Genomic DNA, 17,011 nt, shown 5'->3' on the forward strand with positions numbered 1-17,011 from the left:
ACACAGCATCACCCGCCACAGCCCGGCACCGCTCGACGGTGCCGGGCTGTCGTGCGCTCAGGGGGTAGTGACGGGGACCCGGCTCGCGCGGATCAGTAGCCCCGCCAGCAGGAGGCCGAACACCACGAAGGTCAGCGCAGCGGAGATCACGCCGGTGACGAAGAACCCCAGCAGCAGAGCCGCGACCCACCCCACCGCCGCTGCCAGGATCACCAGGGCGACGGTCGACGCCGTGCGCCACGGGTGAGCGCGCGCACGTGCGCCTGCGATGCGCAGCGGGTGCGGCTCGCCGTCGATCACCGCGGGGATCACGAGAACCCCGACGATCATCACGACCAGCGTCGCCGGGGGCGAGGCGATGCCGAGCAGCACCGCCCCCGCGAGGAGACCGACGACCCACACCACCACTCGGCTGCGATCGAGAGCGCGCCCGATCACTCCGGGCCCCGCCCGCCGCACGAGGTCATGAGCGGTGGACGCGGTGAGCCACACGGCGAGGACCACCGCCACGGCCGACGCCACGACGCGCGCGGCGAACGACAGCGATGCCGTCGGCACGGGATCGCCCACCACCAGCAGCGCCTGGATCACCGCGTGCACCACGACCACTCCGGCCAGCACCGCCGCCGCCGGCCTCATCGGGGCTGCGTCCCGGCGGCGTCGAGGATCTCCTGCACCGACCCGTCGTAGAGCACGTCCGCGCCGACGCTCACCCGCACCGTCGACGCGTCCGGTGCGGTGGCAACCGCCGTGATGGGCCGCCCGTCGGATGTGGTTCCCTCGCAGCGGATGTCGCCGCCGTTGCCGGTGCAGACCGGGGCGGCGAGGAGTGCGATGGCGCGGTCGGCCAGTACGTCGTTGACGGCGTAGCGCAGGTTCGCCCGCTCGGCGCCACCGACCGGGGCGAGAGCCGCGGTTTGCGAACACCCGGCGACGACGACGGCCACGAGGGCGAACCCCGCCGCCGCGCGCCTCACCGCTGCCTCCCTTCGTAGGCCAGCAGCCGTGCGGTCTGGTCCATGCGCTGCTTCTCGAGGTCGGCGTCGGAGATCAGGGCCGTGTCGAACGGGGCGGGCAGCAGCAGTTCGGTGTTGCGGTCGAGCGGCGATCCGCGTCGCATCAGGGGGTTCTCCGCCCAGTCGTTGGCGGCGAGTTCCCTGCTGCGCGAGGCGAGGTCGAGGTAGCTGCCCGAGTTTCCCGGGGTGACGGGGGAGGCGTGGTCGAGCACGGTGGTGAACAGCGACAGGGTGCCGTCGCGGTTGTCGACGATCTCGACCACCTGTTGCTGCTGCGGGAAGTCGATGCAGGAGGCGGTGGTGATCTCCCAGAATCCGCGGCCATCGCGGCGGTGCGCCAGGATCTGGTTCTGGTGGGTGTGCCCGTTGAGCCAACCGATCACCACCGGGAACTGGAGCAGGAGATCGATGAACTCCTCTGCACCGTAGAGTTTCTCGCTGTTGCCAGGCCGTTGCGCCCGGTTCTCGAGGGTGAGGCTGTTGTGGTGGGTGTAGATCAGACACAGCTTGTTCTGGGCCTGCGCCTTCTCCAGTTCCCCTCGGAGCCAGTCGAACTGATTGCCCGGCACCGCGCCGTCGGGTCCGGCGACCTGGTTGCAGGTGTCGAGCCCGAAGGTGCGCACCTGTGGGGTGGGGTCCGCGGTCCACCACGTCTCGCCGGTATCGAGGTTGCGCTGGGTGAACCCGTGCCCGATCGGACCGGGTGTGGGTTCGGTGCGCATGTGCTCGGCCATGAAGTCGCGCTGCTCGAAGAGGTAGCGCGCGGGATCAGCTGTGACACTGCGGAAGCCGGGTCGCAACCCGTGGCCCAGCGCATCCATCATCCGCTGTAGCGGGCTGGCGGTGGCGGCGTAGCCGGCGAGCGCGGAGGTGGCCGTCGCCTCGAGGGTGTACGCCTTGCGGCCGCCCACGGCGAGGGCATGCAGTTGCGACGAGAGGTCGAAGGTGCCCAGGAGCAACGTGTCGTGATTGCCGTATACGGCGTACCAGGGCACGGGCAGCCCCACCGACTCGACCGTGCCGGCGACGGCCTGTGGGAGTAGATCCGGCAGGCGCGGAAAGCCGTAGTCGCCGAACGATCCACCCGACGGATCTGCCGGTCGGTACGCCCACTGCGCCTCGGCCCAGGCCTGCACACCCTCGAAGCTCGTTCCACCACCGCTGGTCGGTCGCACGGGTTTGCCGTCGAGGATGTCGATGTACCAACGCAGTTCGAGATGCGAGTGCATGTCGGCGCTGTCGCCGGTGACGATCGCCGCACCCATCGGGGCTCCGGTGACCGGGCTGTAGCGAGCGTCGGCGAAGGCCTTCACCATGGCCGCCGTGACGTGCACCGTCAACGGATCCTGCGGGTGGAAGGCCGAACCCCACGCCGCGTGGTCCTGCACGATCATCGGCTCGATGCGGCCCGGCGACTGGGCGTCGATCACATGGAGATCGGACAGGTGTGCCAGGTACAGCAGCGAGCGGCGGGCCTGCACGCGCCCTGGGTCGGCTGCCCGGCCGAGCACGTCGAGCCGCTCGATGTACGGCTCACCGGCCGCGGCGACGAGGGTGCGGTAGCGCTTCTCGCCCGTCGCCCGCCGAAGGATGGTCCGTCCCAGGGTGGCGACCGGTGGTGGCGCTGCGGTGGGTTGAGCCTGCGCGAGCAGGGTGCGCCCGAGGAGCTCCGGAGCCAGCGTCCAGGCCGCGCCGAGCGCTGCGACCCTGGCCGCGAACTGGCGTCGGGACATCGTGCCCATCGGCGCTCCTCGTTGACGATCGGGCGGGGGACGGTACGGCCGGGAACGGCCGGCTGGGGCCGGTCGTTGTTGAGAGACAGTGTGACGGGTACTCGGTCCGAATTGCGGCATTTCCCGTCGACGGACCGCCAGAAGTTGTTTCGCACCGAGACGGGCGCGCGGGGTCGAACGTCGCTATGTTGTAGCTATGACCTCAATCACCGATCGTTGCTTCCAGCGCCGCTCGATTCTGCTGGCTCTCCCCGGAATCGTGTTGCTCCCCGGCGTCGTGGCGGCGTGCTCGTCGTCGGACTCCGATACTGCCACCTCCACCACCTCGAACACCCCCGCGACCAGCGGTTCCGGCAGCACTGGATCCGCCGGGTCCGGCGCGGCTCAGGGCGTGCAGGTCAAGGAATCCGATGTTCCCGTCGGCTCGGCCGTCATCGCCAAGGGCGAGGGCAAGTCGTTCGTCGTCGCGCAACCCACCGCCGGTCAGTTCGTCGCCTTCTCCGCGGCGTGCACCCATGAGGGCGTGATCGTGAAGGTTCAGGAGGGCACCACGCTCTCGTGCCCCGCGCACGGCAGCCGGTTCGACGCCACCACCGGCGCGGCCACCAGGGGTCCGGCCAAGACGGCCCTGGCCTCGGCCACCGTCACCAACGCCGGTGGAACCCTCACCATCACCTAGGAACACCCTGCGCACCCCACGCGACACTGGCTAGTCTGTTCGCACAAGACACGATCGGTGGGTTGATATGGGTGAGGTCCTGCAGTTCGCGGGTCAGTACTGGTGGTTGGCGTTCATCTTCGGAGGCTCGATCGCCGGTGGGCTGCGCTATGTCGGTGCAGCCAACGAGCGGCGTGCGGAACGGCGCCTCGAGCGCTACCGCATCAAGCAGCAGACTCGTTTGGCGGCAATGGAGATCGCCGGGAGGCGCAAGCTCGACGCCGAGGTTCAGTCACGCACCATCGAGAAGACCCTCGCCGAACACGACGAGGTGAACGCGCGCTGGTTCGCCTACGAGACCGACGTGGTGAACCTGCTCGAGTACCCGATGATGACGAACATGCGCGACCCGCTCACCGTCGCCTTCCACCGCGCCAAACTCGACGCGGATTCGCTACGGCCGTCCTCCGCCGCGGAGATCGCCGACAATCCGGACGCGCAGACGGCGTACCGCGCGGCGGTGCACGACTACTACGTGGCCTTCACCGCCGCGGAATCCGAGGCCAAGCGACGTCGTCGCGGCGACTTCTCCGAGGCCGAGCAGAATCGCCTCAACCGCGCGCAAGCACTGCTACGGATGGCGCTCGATTCAGCGTCGACCCCCGCCGAACGCCAGGCCTCCTACCGCAAGGCCCGCGAGGAACTCGACGGCCTCGTCACGCTACCCACGGTGGCCTACGCGCAGATCGAGCAGCGCATCGCCGGCGCGATCGAGGCCTGAGCCGGGCTTCGGAACGACCGACAAGCGCGTCGACGTCGAACGGGGTGGATCAGATGGCTCGCAGCAACGAACACGGTGACCACGGCGTAGGCCCTCCGACAGAGCCTTATGTCCGGCGTGCACGCGCTGCCTACCTCGTTCTGGTCGCGTCGCTGTTGTAGCTGGTGTACGTCTATCTCGGAGATTTCCTCAGCTGCGGCAGCCTTCGTCGTGCTTGCGGTGGTGGCCCTGTGTTGCCTCGCCGTACTGCTCAGGCTGCGCCGGCGCCGGCGGCGTTGGTAGTCAACCGTGACGGCGGACCAGCTCACCGCCCCAGCAGACCACCGAGCGCCCCGCCCACGCCGGACTGCTCGCCGCCGCCGGTGCCGCCGATCATCCCGCCCGGCGGCAGTTCCGAGGGCTGCACGATCACGAAACCGTGCCCTGAGAACGAGAGGGTGAACCGCTCGCCGGTGCTGCGACCGATCAGGGTGCCGAGGTTGAAGGAGTCGTTGGTCTTGACCCCCGTCTGCAGGCTCGACGACCAGGCGACGGCGGCCTGCGGGTCTGCGAAGGTGGGTTGATCCACGTTGAGCACCACCGGAACCCCGTCGGTGGTGATCGCGATGCGACCGCGTCCGGTGAACACGCAGTTGAAGAAGCCTGCGTTGCCCGCGGCTCCCGCGCCGCGAACCCGCTCGATCCGGTAGGACAGTGTGGGTTCGAAGGCGAGGACGTTGGAGCCGTTGATGGTGAGCCCGTCGGAGCCGTCGAGGTCGATCAGGTGAACGTCCTGGGCGGCGTTGGCCAGGAACAGATCTCCACGTCCGGTCACCTTCATCAGGGGCACGCCCTCACCGGTGAGCTTCTGGCGGATGAGGTTGCCCACTCCGCCGGAACCGAGCGCCTCGAACCGCAGGTCACCCTGGTAGGCGACCATCGACCCGGAGCGGGCGAACATCTCGCCGTTCATCCCGATCTTGCACATCTTGCTGCCCTGCTTGGACAGACCGGGTGCGCTGACCTCGGCGTAGGTGGGGGCGAACAGTTCGCTGTTCATGGGGGTCACTCCCGAATTCGGTTGCGGTGGCTGTGGATTGGCTGGTGGAGTGCTGGCAGGAGGTTGAACGGGCGGGGGTGCGTCGTCGATCACGATCCCGAAAGCCGTTGCGATACCGGCCAACCCGTTGTCGAAGCCCTGCCCCACGGCGCGGATCTTCCACTCCGGCCCGCGGCGGTAGATCTCGACGCACACCAGGGCCGACTCGGTGGTCAGCCCGGAGACGTCGAAGCGCACCTGATCGGCAACGGTGATCGACAACGATCCGGCCCCGGCGAAGGTGGCCGGACCGGACCCGTCGAGGCTGGCGGTGACGGCGATGGTGGTCACCTCTGCCGGCACGGCGCGGGTGTCCACGCGCACCTCGGTGCCGTCGTACTGCACACCGGGTGCCGACGGGTTGTTGAAGAACACCAGGTCGGCGTCGCCACGCACCTTCCCGTCGGCGGCCAGGAGCAGGGCGGAGATGTCGACGGGTGTGGCGGATCCGACCGTGATGGTCACGACGTCGGCGGGAACCGGACAGTTCTCACCGCGGGCGAGCAACTTCATGGTTCCCAGTGTGGCCGAAGTTCGCTGCCCGCGCCGCCGTCCTGTCGTCCGGTCAGCTACCGAACGGCGATGCGCCGACGGGGCAGGCGAAGTCGGTCGGGTTCGGAACGCCGTCGCGAGCGAGGGCGCTGGAGACGATGCTGATCGCACGCGCCGAGTACGGCAGGTTCAGGTGCTCGGCCCGATCGGCTTCGCACCCGTCCTGCAGCCGAATGTTGGTGACGGTCGCCCCCGGTCCGGCGGTGAGGAATCCGGAGGTGAACGGGGTGGTGATCTGGTCGTACGCAGTTCCGACTGCGGTGTACCGGACCCCGGGCTGGGTGTCGCCGCCGGCGTTGAGCCTGGTCAGGAACGCCGAGCCGGACAGTTCCTGGACGATCGAGAAGCCCACGGCGCCACTGCCCGCGCCCGTCGCGGGCAGCCCCAGGCTGTCGAGCTGCTTGGCGAGGGTTCCGATGCCGGAGAGCTCGGTGCCGTGCGAGGTGGCGCCGAGGGTCACCACCGAGCGAACCTTGTTCCGCGACGGGTTCTGCGCATCGGTGCCGCCGAAGAAGCGCAGGTAGTTCGAGATCACCGGGCCGCCGAGGGAGAAGCCCACCATGTCCACCGCCGGAGCTCCGGTGGCGGCGAGCACGCGGTCGACGAAGGTGGCCACCTGGGCGCTGGAGTTGTCGATGAAATCCGTTCCCTGCACGGCAGGCACGCGACCGATCAGCGAGACGGTCTCCTTGCCGTGGACCGGGGTGAACACGCAGTAGCCCTGATCGCGCAGGGCCGGTGCCAGGCGGGCGAAGCTGCTGTACTGGTTAACCCAGGTGCCGTGCACCAGCACCACCGGCCGCGGGTGCGCCGCCGACGGCTTGCAGGAGAAGTCGTTCGATCCGGTGGGCGCGACCGTCGGGTTGGCCATGCTGAAGGCCATCGCGTCGGAGAAGTTCTGCTGCACCGGGCCGACGCCGACGGTGTCCGGTGCCGGCGGGGCGGCCATCGCGACGCCGGGGGCGCCCAGCGCGATGGATGCGGTGACCAGCAGGGATGCGGCGGGGACGAGCAGGTGTCGCAGGTACTTCGGGTGGCGCACGCCGTTCTCGTTTCTTGTCGTCGGTCCCCGACCGGCTCATTACTGTTGAGAACAGTAGCGGACCGTGTCGAAACGGGGCAAAGGCAGGTCTACGCGGGATGAAAGAGACCGCGCGAATGAATTCGCAGGGTTGCGCCCGGTCAGCCGCCCAGGACGGGCAGTGCCGGAACGCACACGTAATCGCGAGGGTCGGGAACCCCGTTGTGGCTGAGGGCGCTGGCCACGATGCTCAGGGTGCGGGGGGAATAGTTGAGCGAGAGGTGGTCGGACAGATCGACCGGACACCCGTCCTGCAACCTCACATTGGTCACGGTGGCACCGGGCCCGGCGGAGAGATACCCGGTGGTGTACGGAGTGGCGATGGTGTCGGTCTCGGTGACCAGAGCGGTGTAGATGACGCCCGGTTCGGTGTCGCCTGCCGCGTTCAGGCGGGTGAGGAACGGCGAGCCCACCACCTGCTGGGTGGGGGAGATCCCGACGGTGCCCCGACCGGCATCGCCGGTGGGCACACCCAGACGACTCAGGGCGGCCCCGAGGTCGGTGATGCCGCCGAAGGTGGTTCCGTGATTGGTGCCGGCCAGCGAAACCACAGAGTGCACCGCACCCGAGGCTGCGCCGCCGTGGAAACGCAGGTAGTTGCGAATCAGGGGACCACCGAGTGAGTACCCCACGAGGTCCACCTGCTTCTGCCCGGTGACCCGCTGCACGGTGCCGACGAACCGGGCGAGCTGTTCGCTGGAGGTGTCGATGTCATCGGTGCCGCGAACGGCGGCGATTCGGCCGAGTGTCGAGGCGTTCTCCTCGCCGTGTTCGAAGGCGTAGACGCACACTCCGCGTGCTGCCAGATCGGGCGCCAGTCGCGCATAGCTGCCGTATTCGCCCACCCAGGTGCCGTGCACCAGGATCACCGGGCGTGGTGCCGCGCGGCCGGGGCGGCACCGCGGATCGTTGGTTCCCGCCGGCATGGTGCCGGGATGTTGGACGTTGTAGGCGAGGGCTGGCAGATAGGACTGCTGGGCGGGGCCGAGGTCGCTCGCGAGGTCGGAGCGGCTGTCCGCGCCCGCCCTTCCCGCGCCGATGGTCACCAGTGCGGTGCACATGAGCACCACTACCGTCGTCACGAGCGCCGGTACGGTGGCCCAACCGGGCGTCGGTCGGCGGAGAACTGTGTCGAACATGGACTTCTTCCTCGATTCACGTGTGTGTTTCGGGGGTGTTACCCGTTCGAGGATTTTGCGAATCACCTGCGCGTTTCCTACACTTGAGCGGTTGCCTGCACGCCAGGTGCGCTTCCGCGCGCCTGCCGCCGGTGACAGACCATGCGTATCGGGTCGGTATCCGCTACGTGCGCACATCCAGGTCCAGGAGAAATCGAGTGATTCAGCAGGAGTCGCGGCTTCGTGTCGCCGACAACACGGGTGCGAAGGAAATTCTGTGCATCCGCGTTCTCGGCGGTTCCTCGCGCCGCTACGCCGGGATCGGCGACATCATCGTCGCCACCGTCAAGGACGCCATCCCCGGCGGCAACATCAAGAAGGGCGAGGTCGTCAAGGCCGTCATCGTCCGCACCACCAAGGAGCGCCGCCGTGCGGACGGCTCCTACATCAAGTTCGACGAGAACGCTGCCGTCCTGATCAAGGCCGACAACGATCCGCGCGGAACTCGCATCTTCGGGCCGGTGGGCCGCGAACTGCGCGAGAAGAAGTTCATGCGCATCGTCTCTCTTGCTCCGGAGGTGTTGTGAGATGAAGGTCCACAAGGGCGACACGGTTCTCGTCATCTCGGGCAAGGACAAGGGCGCGAAGGGCAAGGTCATCGCGGCCTACCCCGCCGAGTCCAAGGTTCTCGTCGAGGGCGTCAACCGAATCAAGAAGCACACCGCCGTTTCGGCCAACGAGCGCGGCGCATCCTCGGGCGGCATCGTCACCCAGGAAGCCCCCATCCACGTCTCCAACGTCGCCGTGGTCGATTCCGACGGCAACCCCACCCGCGTGGGCTACCGCAAGGACCCCGAGACGGGCAAGAACGTGCGCATCTCCCGTAAGAACGGGAAGGACATCTGATGACCACCACCGAGAACAAGATCGTTCCGCGACTGAAGACGCGCTACCGCGAGGAGATTCGCGACGCGCTCAACGCCGAGTTCGACTACGCCAACGTGATGCAGATACCCGGCGTGGTCAAGGTCGTCGTCAACATGGGTGTCGGCGACGCCGCTCGCGACGCCAAGCTCATCAACGGGGCGGTGGCCGATCTGGCCGCCATCACCGGTCAGAAGCCGGAGATCCGCAAGGCCCGCAAGTCCATTGCGCAGTTCAAGCTGCGCGAGGGCATGCCCATCGGTGCCCGCGTGACCCTGCGCGGCGACCGCATGTGGGAGTTCCTCGATCGCCTGGTCTCCATCGCGCTGCCGCGCATCAGAGACTTCCGCGGTCTGTCGGGCACCCAGTTCGACGGCAACGGCAACTACACGTTCGGCCTCAACGAGCAGTCGATGTTCCACGAGATCGACGTCGACAAGATCGATCGCCCGCGCGGTATGGACATCACGGTCGTCACCACGGCAACCAACAACGACGAGGGACGCGCGCTGCTCAAGCACCTCGGCTTCCCGTTCAAGGAGAACTGAGCGCATGGCAAAGAAGGCACTGATCAACAAGGCCAACAAGAAGCCGAAGTTCGCGGTGCGCGCCTACACGCGCTGCCAGCGCTGCGGCCGTCCGCACGCGGTGTACCGCAAGTTCGGGCTGTGCCGTGTGTGCGTGCGCGAGATGGCGCACCGCGGTGAACTCCCCGGAGTGCACAAGAGCTCCTGGTGAGCTGACCGGCTCCATCGAAGTACCGTCCTGTGGGCGCAGACCATCCGTGGTCTGCGCCCACTGGCGTCTGTGTGCCTGCTCCGACACTCAGCCCCGTTACGGACCGGTAGTCACCGAATCCTGTTCTGGGACAACTCACTACGGATCGTCTTTCGCTTAATAACTTGCATTGGAAGCCTTGTACTTTTCCTTTGGGCGCGCTCTACTGATGGCGACGGCGGGAGAGCCGTCCGGCGAAAGCGCCGACAATCACGAAACCGTCCCTGTCGGAAAGGAATCCGATCACCCATGCCCCGCATCGTCAACCGCACGAGTTTGAGGCTGAGAACCGCCCTCATCGCGGCTCTGCTCGTCGTCCTCTCCTCCGTGGGAACACTCGTCGCTCCCCCGTCTGCAGACGCGCGCGTCTACGACCGATGTCCTAACGCCACGATGAACTGCGGGCAGATGGACAGGATGACCCAAGCGGTCGTCACATGGAGCCGAAGAGGGTGGCCGCAGGGGCGCGTCACCCTCACGCAGGGCTACACAACGATGACTGGCGGCGGTCCGTACTTCGATCGAGACACGCAGCTTCGTAACTACATTTCCGGCTTCCTGGGGCGACCAGTTGTCTATGCCACCATGTACGAGTACGACGTCGTATACACGCCGCTCGACCAAGCCAGAAATCCTTGGCGGCTTGTGCGCGTCTACACCCCGGGCTTCGTCTGGATGTTCGGGACAACAGACCACTACAGCAACTTCACCTTCATGTATCGGGTATCCCGTGACGAGCTGTAGCCGTCGACCGTCGAGTGTTTGGTACTCGGCACCGCAGTGAACTCCCTGGAGTGCACAAGAGCTCGTGGTGAGCTGACCGGCTCCACCGAATTACCGTCCTGTGGGCGCAGACCATCCGTGGTCTGCGCCCACAGGCGTTCGTGTGAACCGCGCGGCTAAACTGAAACGGGCATCATGGACGCGCGTGCACTTGAGGACGAAGGGGACGGTGTGAGCGACGAGCTGCGCGAGTACCGGGCGATGTTCGACCGCATCGAGTCGCGCGTGCTCCGTCGTGTGGAGATCACCCCTCGACTACGGGTGGCGATTCTCGTCGCCGTGCTGGTCGAGGTGTGCGTGATGTTCCTGCCGCAGGCCGGGGCAGCCGACGGCTGGGCGTCCCTGGTCGCCGCCGACGCCGCGCGCTCGGAGATGGTCGGTGTTCTCGCCCGGATCGCTCTGCACGGTTCGCTGATCTTCTGTGTGATGGTCAGCTGCGCGGCGGTGCGTTCGGCGAGCTTCCCGGTGATGGTCCTCGCCCTCGCCGGGTGCGCCATCACCACGGTGTTCTCGTTCCTGGCATTCTGGGCCAGGCAGTCCTCGCACGTCGCTCCCAGCGGACCCGGGGTCGGCGCGGCACTGATTCTCGTGACGGGCGCGGTGCTCACTGCACTGTGGGCGGCGGCCGTCCTCGGTTCCACGATTCCCGCCCTCGCGGCGACAACAACGCGGGGCAGCGGTGCCCCGAGAGGAGAAGTATCTCGGTGAGCGCCCAGAACGCGAAGAAGACGAACACCAAGCGCGGTGGCTCGAAGAAGCCCACCTCGTCCTTCGCGGCTGCGGAGAAGCGTCGTGACATGCTCATTCGCGGTGGCCTGACACTGGTGGTGATCGTGTTCGCGGTCGTCGTCGGGGTCATCGTGATCGGCAACCGGAACTCTAGCGACACACCCCAGTCCACCCCCACCGCCGTCACCGAAACCGGTGCGCTGCGGTTCGCCGGTGCCACGCCGCCGCCCGCGCAGCCCAAGGCGGTTCTGACGGTGTACGAGGACTTCCAGTGCCCGGTGTGCAAGCAGTTCGAGGCCGGTTTCGGGCCCACCATCGACCAGCTGCGGGAGAAGGGCCTGGTGGTCGACTACCAGCCCATCGCGATCCTCGACCGTGCCTCCACCACCAAGTACTCGTCGGCCGCCGCCAACGCTTCGCTGTGCGTGGCCGAGGCCGACAAGAACGTGTGGCTGAAGTTCCACTCCGACATCTACGCCCAGCAGCCGCCCGAGGGCGGCAACGGGCTGACCGACGAGCAGATCACCGCGATCGCGCGAGCAGCCGGCGCACCGGAGTCGGTGGGCTCGTGCATCTCCTCGCGCCCGTACGCGGATTACGTCGCCAAGACCACCAAGGATGTTCTCGACAAGGGAATCAACGCCACTCCGACGGTTCTGCTCAACGGGAACAAGATCGAGCTGAGCACACCGCAGGCCCTGGCCGACGCCGTGAACGCTGCGCTCGCGTGAGCACCGCAGCTCCCGAGGCCTCGACCGCCTCGACTCCCGACGTCCCGGCCGACGCCGCGGTTCGATTCAGCCGCTCCGCCGGGGTGACGCTGGCCGTCACCGGTGCACTGGGGTTGGCGTCGGCGCTGACGCTGACGATCGAGAAGATCGACCTGCTGATCGACCCGTCGTACGTGCCCTCGTGCAACCTCAACCCGGTGATCTCGTGCGGGTCGGTGATGACCACGCCGCAGGCGTCGGTGCTCGGCTTCCCCAACTCCATCGTCGGCATCGTCGCGTTCACGGTGGTCCTGGTGACGGCGGTGCTCGCGCTCGCGCGCACGGCGCTGCCGCGCTGGTATCCGGTGGGGTTGGTGGCCGGGTTGAGCGTGGGCGTCGGGTTCGTGCACTGGTTGATGTTCCAGAGCATCTACCGCATCGGCGCTCTGTGCCCCTACTGCATGGTGGTGTGGGGTTCGACGATGGTGCTGTGGCTCCTCGTCATGCCCACAGCGGCCGACGGCCTCGGCGCGCCCCGCCTGGCCGAGCAGATTCGGCGCTGGCGCTGGTCGCTGCTGGCCATCTGGCTGACGGTGGTGCTGCTGCTGGTCGCCGAGCGCTTCTGGGACTACTGGTCCACGTTGATCTGAGCCCTGCGGGAGAGCTCAGCTCAACCGATGTCGCGCTCGATCGAGTCGGGGCTCGCGTCGACGCGGTGGCTGCTCACCAGTTGTTCGCGACCACGGGCAACTCGTGACCGTACGGTGCCGATCGGGCATCCGCAGACGGCAGCGGCCTCGGCGTACGACAGGCCGAGGACCTGGGTGAGGATCAGGGCTTCCCGCCGATCCTCGGGCAGCGCGGCCAGGCTGATGCCGAGTTCCACCACGTCCTCGGCCGAGGCGGACGCCGGGCGAGCCACCTGGTGGGCGTCCGCCGCGGCGATCCAGTCGGCTCCACCGGCCAGTCGAGGACGGGCCAGAGCAGAGCGCACCTGATCGACCACCACACGTCGGGCGATGGAGAGCAACCACGTGCGGGCCGACGACCGGGCGGCGAAGCGCGGAAGCGACGTCATGGCCCGGAGGTAGGTCTCCTGCGTCAGGTCGTCGGCGTGCGCCACCGAGGTCAGGTGGGCGACGAAACGCCAGACATCGGACTGGGTCTCGCGGACGAAGGATTCGAGTGCACGGCGATCGCCGCGGCCGGCCGCGAGGGCGAGCGCCGTGGTGCGCGCGTCGTGGTCCTCCCGGCTGCTCACAGGTCCAGGCTACCGCCCACCTGCGGGGAACTTCGCGGCGCCTGTGGACGACAATGTAGGTGTGGAGAGCGAACCGAGGGTGGGTTGCGCCACGGCGCGTGAGGCGCTGTCGGCGCGCATGGACGGCGAGCGCGAACCCGTGCCCTCGGCGCGGGTCGACGAGCACGTCGACCAGTGCGCTTCGTGCCGCCACTGGTACGTCGCCGCCGTTGCGCTCACCCGGCAGATCCGGATCGGTGCGGCGGCGAAGGTGCCCGATCGCACGGCCGACATCATGGCGGCCGCCGGGGTGCGCATCCCGCGCACCCGCGCCCAGCGTGCGTACCGGTGGGCTGTGCACGAGCACCCGTGGCGGGCAGCCCTGCTGGTGACGGCCATCGTGCAGGTGGCCCTCGGTCTCGGCCAGGCCCTCGGGTCCGTCGTCGGCGATTCCCCGGCGATGGCCGGCGATATGGGTGCCGGCGGCGACATGGCCGGGCATTTGTTCAACGAGAGCACGGCCTGGAATCTCGCTGTCGGCGTCGGTTTCGTGGTGGCCGCGCTGCGGCCCACCGCGACCACCGGGCTGATCCCGGTGCTGCTGTCGTTCACCGCCGTTCTCACCGTCTTCGTGATCACCGACTCCGTGGCCGGTCAGGTCACCGCGGCGCGGGTCGCCTCGCACGCGGTGATCGCCGTGGGGGCTCTGATCACGGTCGCGGTGCACCGGTGGGATCGGGGCACCGATCATCATCCGCCGGGCACCGTGAGGGCGACCGGGCCGGACTCGGTCGAACTGCCGGACGGCGCGCGCCACGGCCGACGGCGCGGACACCTGGGCAACGTCACGGACCCGGCTGCATGATCGAACAGGAGCGAGCATGACAACGACCACCGAGATCGACACCAAGCGCACCGCGCTGACGGTCACCGGGATGACCTGTGGTGCGTGCGCAACTCGAGTCGAACGCAAGCTCAACAAGGTCGACGGGGTACGCGCATCGGTCAACTACGCCACCGCCGTCGCGACCATCGAGGCACCGCCGGCGCTATCGGTCGAGCACCTGGTGGGTGTGGTCGAGGACGCCGGGTACGGCGCCCGACCGTTCGAGGACACCGCACGCGTGGACACCTCCGACGAGGATGCGCACACCCGCGACATCTTCGTGCGCCTGGTCGTCGCGCTGGTGCTGTTCGTCCCGCTGGCCGATCTGTCCATCATGTTCGCGGTGGTACCCGGCACCCGGTTTCCCGGGTGGCAGGTGGTGCTTCTCGCGCTCGCTCTGCCCGTCGTGGTCTGGTCGGCGCTGCCGTTCCACCGCGCCGCGGCGACCGGGCTGCGCCACCGCACCGCCACGATGGACACGCTGATATCCACCGGCATCGTCGCGGCAACGGTGTGGTCGATCTACTCGATCTTCGTCCGGCCCAGCACGGCCACCGACGCCCGCGGCATCTGGGCGGCCATCACGTCCGCAGATTCGATCTACCTCGAGGTGGCCGCCGGGGTCACGGTGTTCGTGCTGGCCGGCCGCTACTTCGAGGCCAAGGCCAAGCGTCGGGCAGGAGGCGCCCTGCGAGCACTCGCCGAGCTCGGGGCACGCGAGGTGTGCGTGCTGTTGCGCGACGGCCGTGAGATGCGGCTGCCGGTCGGGGAGTTGAAGGAGGGGCAGCGCTTCGTCGTTCGTCCGGGCGAGGTGATCGCGGCCGACGGGTTGACCGTCGAGGGCCGATGCACCCTCGACACCAGTGCGATGACCGGCGAGTCGGTGCCGGTGGACATCGAAGTCGGGACCTCGGTGACTGGCGGCACCGTGGTGCTCGACGGGCGACTGGTGGTCGAGGCCGCCGCCGTCGGCCCGAACACCGCGCTGGCGGGCATGATTCGCCTCGTCGACGAGGCGCAGTCCGGCAAGGCGGACCTCCAGCGGCTCGCCGATCGGATCTCCGGGGTGTTCGTTCCGGTGGTCTTCGTCCTCGCCGCTCTCACCGCGGTCGGGTGGTTCGTCGGTACCGGCGACGTCGACCGGGCGTTCGGTGCGGCATTGGCCGTGCTGGTGATCGCCTGCCCGTGCGCTCTCGGGCTGGCCACCCCGACGGCGCTGATGGTCGCATCCGGGCGCGGTGCTCAGCTCGGCATCTTCATCAAGGGCCATCAGGCTCTGGAGGCGACTCGCACGGTCGACACGGTGGTGTTCGACAAGACCGGGACCGTCACCACCGGAGCTGTGGCCGTGGAGTCCGTCACGGCCGATCCGCCCGGTTCCGAGGACGAGATCTTGGCAGTGGCCGGTGCGGTGGAACACGCGTCCGAACACGTGATCGCCGCGGCCGTCGCCTCGGCCGCCCGCGAACGCACGGGTGATCTGGCCGATGTCGTCGACTTTGTAGCGCTGCCCGGGCTCGGGGCGACGGGGAACGTCGCGGGCCGCTTCGTCGAGATCGGGCGACCGTCGATGTTCGAGGACCGGGGCTGCACGGTGCCGCCGACGATCCGTTCCGCTCGTCTGCGCGGGGACCGAGCCGGCGCCACCACGGTCTACGTCGCGATGGACGGGCAGGTGCGCGCCGCCATCACGGTCACCGACACGGTCAAGCCGTCCGCGCGCGAGGCGGTGAGCCGGCTACGCGAGATGGGTCTGCGCACGCTGCTGGTGACCGGCGACAACGCGTTCGCAGCCCAGGCCGTCGCCGACACGCTGGGAATCGACGAGGTGATCGCCGAGGTGATGCCCGACGGCAAGGTCGAGGTGATCCGGTCCCTGCAGGAGTCCGGGCGAACCGTGGCGATGGTCGGCGACGGCATCAACGACGGGCCGGCTCTCGCGACGGCGGATCTCGGGTTGGCCATCGGCGCGGGCACCGATGTGGCCATCGGTGCTGCCGACATCATCGTGGTGCGCGACGATCTGGGCGCCGTGGTGAATTCGCTGACCTTGGCCCGCGCCACGCTGCGCACCATTCGAGGGAACATGGCGTGGGCCTTCGGCTACAACGTCGCGGCGATCCCGGTGGCCGCAGCCGGGCTGTTGAACCCACTGATCGCCGGTGCCGCGATGGCGTTCTCGTCGTTCTTCGTGGTGTCCAACAGCCTGCGGCTGCGACGGTTCCGCGCCTGAGCAGCGATCAGCGGCTGATGCTGAACGCGCCGCCCTCGGTGAGTGCGGCCTGCAGGTCGGCGTCGGGGACCTCGGTCGATGCATCGATCGTCACCTGCGACACACCGCCGGTGACCAGGTCGACGGACACGCTCTCGACTGCATCGATGCCGGTGAGCTGCTCGGTGACGGTGTCGACGCAGCGGTGGCAGGTGAGTCCGGATACGGGCACGGTCCAGGTGGCCATGATGTTCTCCTTCGAGGGGTTGTGCTTACGTGGTCCAGTGTGAACCCTGAAGTCGAGTTGAAGGTCAAGTGCTCCATGAAAATTGGTGAGGTGGCCGAGTCGACCGGCGTCTCGGCGTCGGCGATCCGGTTCTACGAGCGGGAGGGCCTGATCCCTCCGGCACCGCGCACGAGCAGCGGTTATCGGGTGTACGACGACGACATCGTCGATCGCATCGTCTTCGTTCGGCGTGCGCAGGACGCCGGCCTGGCGCTGGTGGACGTCAAGGACATTCTCGGCATCCACGATTCGGGTCAGGCCCCCTGCAGCCACGTGCAGGAGGTGCTCGCCGAACGGCTCGAGAACATCACCGCGCAGATGCGTGACCTGCAGGCGTTGCAACGGCACCTTCAGTCGCTGTTGGCACGGGCCGAGACCGAATCTGCTCAGCAGCAGGAGAATGCGGCGGTGTGCTGGATTCTGGAGACGCCCGACGGCGGGAAGTGA

21 protein-coding genes are annotated in these 17,011 nt (G+C 68.1%); 13 read left to right on the forward strand and 8 right to left on the reverse strand.

Translation table 11 applies throughout. The features are described from left to right. Window positions 1-57: 57 nt before the first annotated feature. From ACY48E_RS01305 to ACY48E_RS01315, 3 genes are read right to left on the reverse strand one after another with little or no spacing between them, the layout of a single operon-like run. A complete protein-coding gene (locus ACY48E_RS01305; protein WP_462870237.1) occupies window positions 58-639 on the reverse strand; it encodes a hypothetical protein in 582 nt (193 codons plus the stop codon). Continuing rightward, the gene (locus ACY48E_RS01310; protein WP_462870238.1) at window positions 636-977 is read right to left on the reverse strand and encodes a hypothetical protein; all 342 of its coding nucleotides are present in this window, start codon (window positions 975-977) and stop codon (window positions 636-638) included. The genes ACY48E_RS01305 and ACY48E_RS01310 overlap by 4 nt, the downstream gene beginning before the upstream one ends. Beyond that, the gene (locus ACY48E_RS01315) at window positions 974-2,758 is read right to left on the reverse strand and encodes a TIGR03767 family metallophosphoesterase (RefSeq protein ID WP_462870239.1); all 1,785 of its coding nucleotides are present in this window, start codon (window positions 2,756-2,758) and stop codon (window positions 974-976) included. The genes ACY48E_RS01310 and ACY48E_RS01315 overlap by 4 nt, the downstream gene beginning before the upstream one ends. A gap of 187 nt (window positions 2,759-2,945) precedes the next feature. Between ACY48E_RS01315 and ACY48E_RS01320 the strand changes: the two genes are divergently transcribed. After that, window positions 2,946-3,428, forward strand: coding sequence for a Rieske (2Fe-2S) protein (locus ACY48E_RS01320; RefSeq protein WP_462870240.1), 483 nt, complete (start codon window positions 2,946-2,948; stop codon window positions 3,426-3,428). 67 nt (window positions 3,429-3,495) lie between these two features. Beyond that, window positions 3,496-4,188: a hypothetical protein gene (locus tag ACY48E_RS01325; RefSeq protein WP_462870241.1), complete on the forward strand. Its 693-nt coding sequence runs from the start codon at window positions 3,496-3,498 to the stop codon at window positions 4,186-4,188. Between the two features lie 304 nt (window positions 4,189-4,492). Here the strand turns inward: ACY48E_RS01325 and ACY48E_RS01330 are convergent, their stop codons facing one another. The 3 genes from ACY48E_RS01330 to ACY48E_RS01340 all read right to left on the reverse strand — a co-directional run bounded on the left by ACY48E_RS01330 (window position 4,493) and on the right by ACY48E_RS01340 (window position 7,981). After that, a complete protein-coding gene (locus ACY48E_RS01330; RefSeq protein WP_462870242.1) occupies window positions 4,493-5,779 on the reverse strand; it encodes an AIM24 family protein in 1,287 nt (428 codons plus the stop codon). A gap of 52 nt (window positions 5,780-5,831) precedes the next feature. Beyond that, on the reverse strand, window positions 5,832-6,860 hold the full coding sequence (locus ACY48E_RS01335) for an esterase/lipase family protein (protein WP_462870243.1): 1,029 nt from the start codon (window positions 6,858-6,860) through the stop codon (window positions 5,832-5,834). A gap of 140 nt (window positions 6,861-7,000) precedes the next feature. Further along, window positions 7,001-7,981, reverse strand: a complete 981-nt coding sequence (locus tag ACY48E_RS01340) for an esterase/lipase family protein (protein WP_462870244.1) — start codon at window positions 7,979-7,981, stop codon at window positions 7,001-7,003. Window positions 7,982-8,235: 254 nt separating this feature from the next. Here ACY48E_RS01340 and rplN point away from each other — a divergent pair, with 254 nt between their 5' ends. The 8 genes from rplN (at window position 8,236) to ACY48E_RS01380 (ending at window position 12,590) form a co-directional block, all read left to right on the forward strand. After that, entirely contained in the window at window positions 8,236-8,604 is a 369-nt protein-coding gene (rplN, locus tag ACY48E_RS01345; protein ID WP_462870245.1) for a 50S ribosomal protein L14, read from the forward strand. A 1-nt stretch (window position 8,605) separates the two neighbouring features. Continuing rightward, window positions 8,606-8,923 carry a 50S ribosomal protein L24 gene (gene rplX / locus ACY48E_RS01350; protein ID WP_462870246.1) on the forward strand — a complete coding sequence of 106 codons (318 nt, stop codon included), beginning with the start codon at window positions 8,606-8,608 and terminating at the stop codon, window positions 8,921-8,923. Further along, on the forward strand, window positions 8,923-9,489 hold the full coding sequence (rplE, locus tag ACY48E_RS01355) for a 50S ribosomal protein L5 (RefSeq protein WP_462870247.1): 567 nt from the start codon (window positions 8,923-8,925) through the stop codon (window positions 9,487-9,489). Before rplX ends, rplE begins: the two co-directional genes overlap by 1 nt. A 4-nt stretch (window positions 9,490-9,493) precedes the next feature. Next, window positions 9,494-9,679, forward strand: coding sequence for a type Z 30S ribosomal protein S14 (locus ACY48E_RS01360; protein WP_462870248.1), 186 nt, complete (start codon window positions 9,494-9,496; stop codon window positions 9,677-9,679). A 288-nt stretch (window positions 9,680-9,967) separates the two neighbouring features. Then, on the forward strand, window positions 9,968-10,462 hold the full coding sequence (locus ACY48E_RS01365) for a hypothetical protein (RefSeq protein ID WP_462870249.1): 495 nt from the start codon (window positions 9,968-9,970) through the stop codon (window positions 10,460-10,462). A gap of 210 nt (window positions 10,463-10,672) precedes the next feature. Beyond that, window positions 10,673-11,209 carry an Rv2732c family membrane protein gene (locus ACY48E_RS01370; RefSeq protein ID WP_462870250.1) on the forward strand — a complete coding sequence of 179 codons (537 nt, stop codon included), beginning with the start codon at window positions 10,673-10,675 and terminating at the stop codon, window positions 11,207-11,209. Then, a complete protein-coding gene (locus tag ACY48E_RS01375; protein WP_462870251.1) occupies window positions 11,206-11,961 on the forward strand; it encodes a DsbA family protein in 756 nt (251 codons plus the stop codon). Before ACY48E_RS01370 ends, ACY48E_RS01375 begins: the two co-directional genes overlap by 4 nt. After that, entirely contained in the window at window positions 11,958-12,590 is a 633-nt protein-coding gene (locus ACY48E_RS01380) for a vitamin K epoxide reductase family protein (protein ID WP_462870252.1), read from the forward strand. Before ACY48E_RS01375 ends, ACY48E_RS01380 begins: the two co-directional genes overlap by 4 nt. A 20-nt stretch (window positions 12,591-12,610) precedes the next feature. Here the strand turns inward: ACY48E_RS01380 and ACY48E_RS01385 are convergent, their stop codons facing one another. Then, window positions 12,611-13,201, reverse strand: a complete 591-nt coding sequence (locus ACY48E_RS01385; RefSeq protein WP_462870253.1) for a sigma-70 family RNA polymerase sigma factor — start codon at window positions 13,199-13,201, stop codon at window positions 12,611-12,613. Between the two features lie 61 nt (window positions 13,202-13,262). Here ACY48E_RS01385 and ACY48E_RS01390 point away from each other — a divergent pair, with 61 nt between their 5' ends. Together ACY48E_RS01390 and ACY48E_RS01395 are read left to right on the forward strand one after the other, a co-directional pair. Beyond that, on the forward strand, window positions 13,263-14,045 hold the full coding sequence (locus ACY48E_RS01390; RefSeq protein ID WP_462870254.1) for a zf-HC2 domain-containing protein: 783 nt from the start codon (window positions 13,263-13,265) through the stop codon (window positions 14,043-14,045). Between the two features lie 16 nt (window positions 14,046-14,061). Continuing rightward, on the forward strand, window positions 14,062-16,299 hold the full coding sequence (locus tag ACY48E_RS01395; protein ID WP_462870255.1) for a heavy metal translocating P-type ATPase: 2,238 nt from the start codon (window positions 14,062-14,064) through the stop codon (window positions 16,297-16,299). Between the two features lie 7 nt (window positions 16,300-16,306). Here the strand turns inward: ACY48E_RS01395 and ACY48E_RS01400 are convergent, their stop codons facing one another. Further along, window positions 16,307-16,525, reverse strand: coding sequence for a heavy-metal-associated domain-containing protein (locus ACY48E_RS01400; protein WP_462870256.1), 219 nt, complete (start codon window positions 16,523-16,525; stop codon window positions 16,307-16,309). 75 nt (window positions 16,526-16,600) lie between these two features. Between ACY48E_RS01400 and ACY48E_RS01405 the strand changes: the two genes are divergently transcribed. After that, on the forward strand, window positions 16,601-17,011 hold the full coding sequence (locus tag ACY48E_RS01405; protein ID WP_462870257.1) for a heavy metal-responsive transcriptional regulator: 411 nt from the start codon (window positions 16,601-16,603) through the stop codon (window positions 17,009-17,011).

It is taken from the genome of Rhodococcus sp. AZ1, assembly GCF_054979605.1.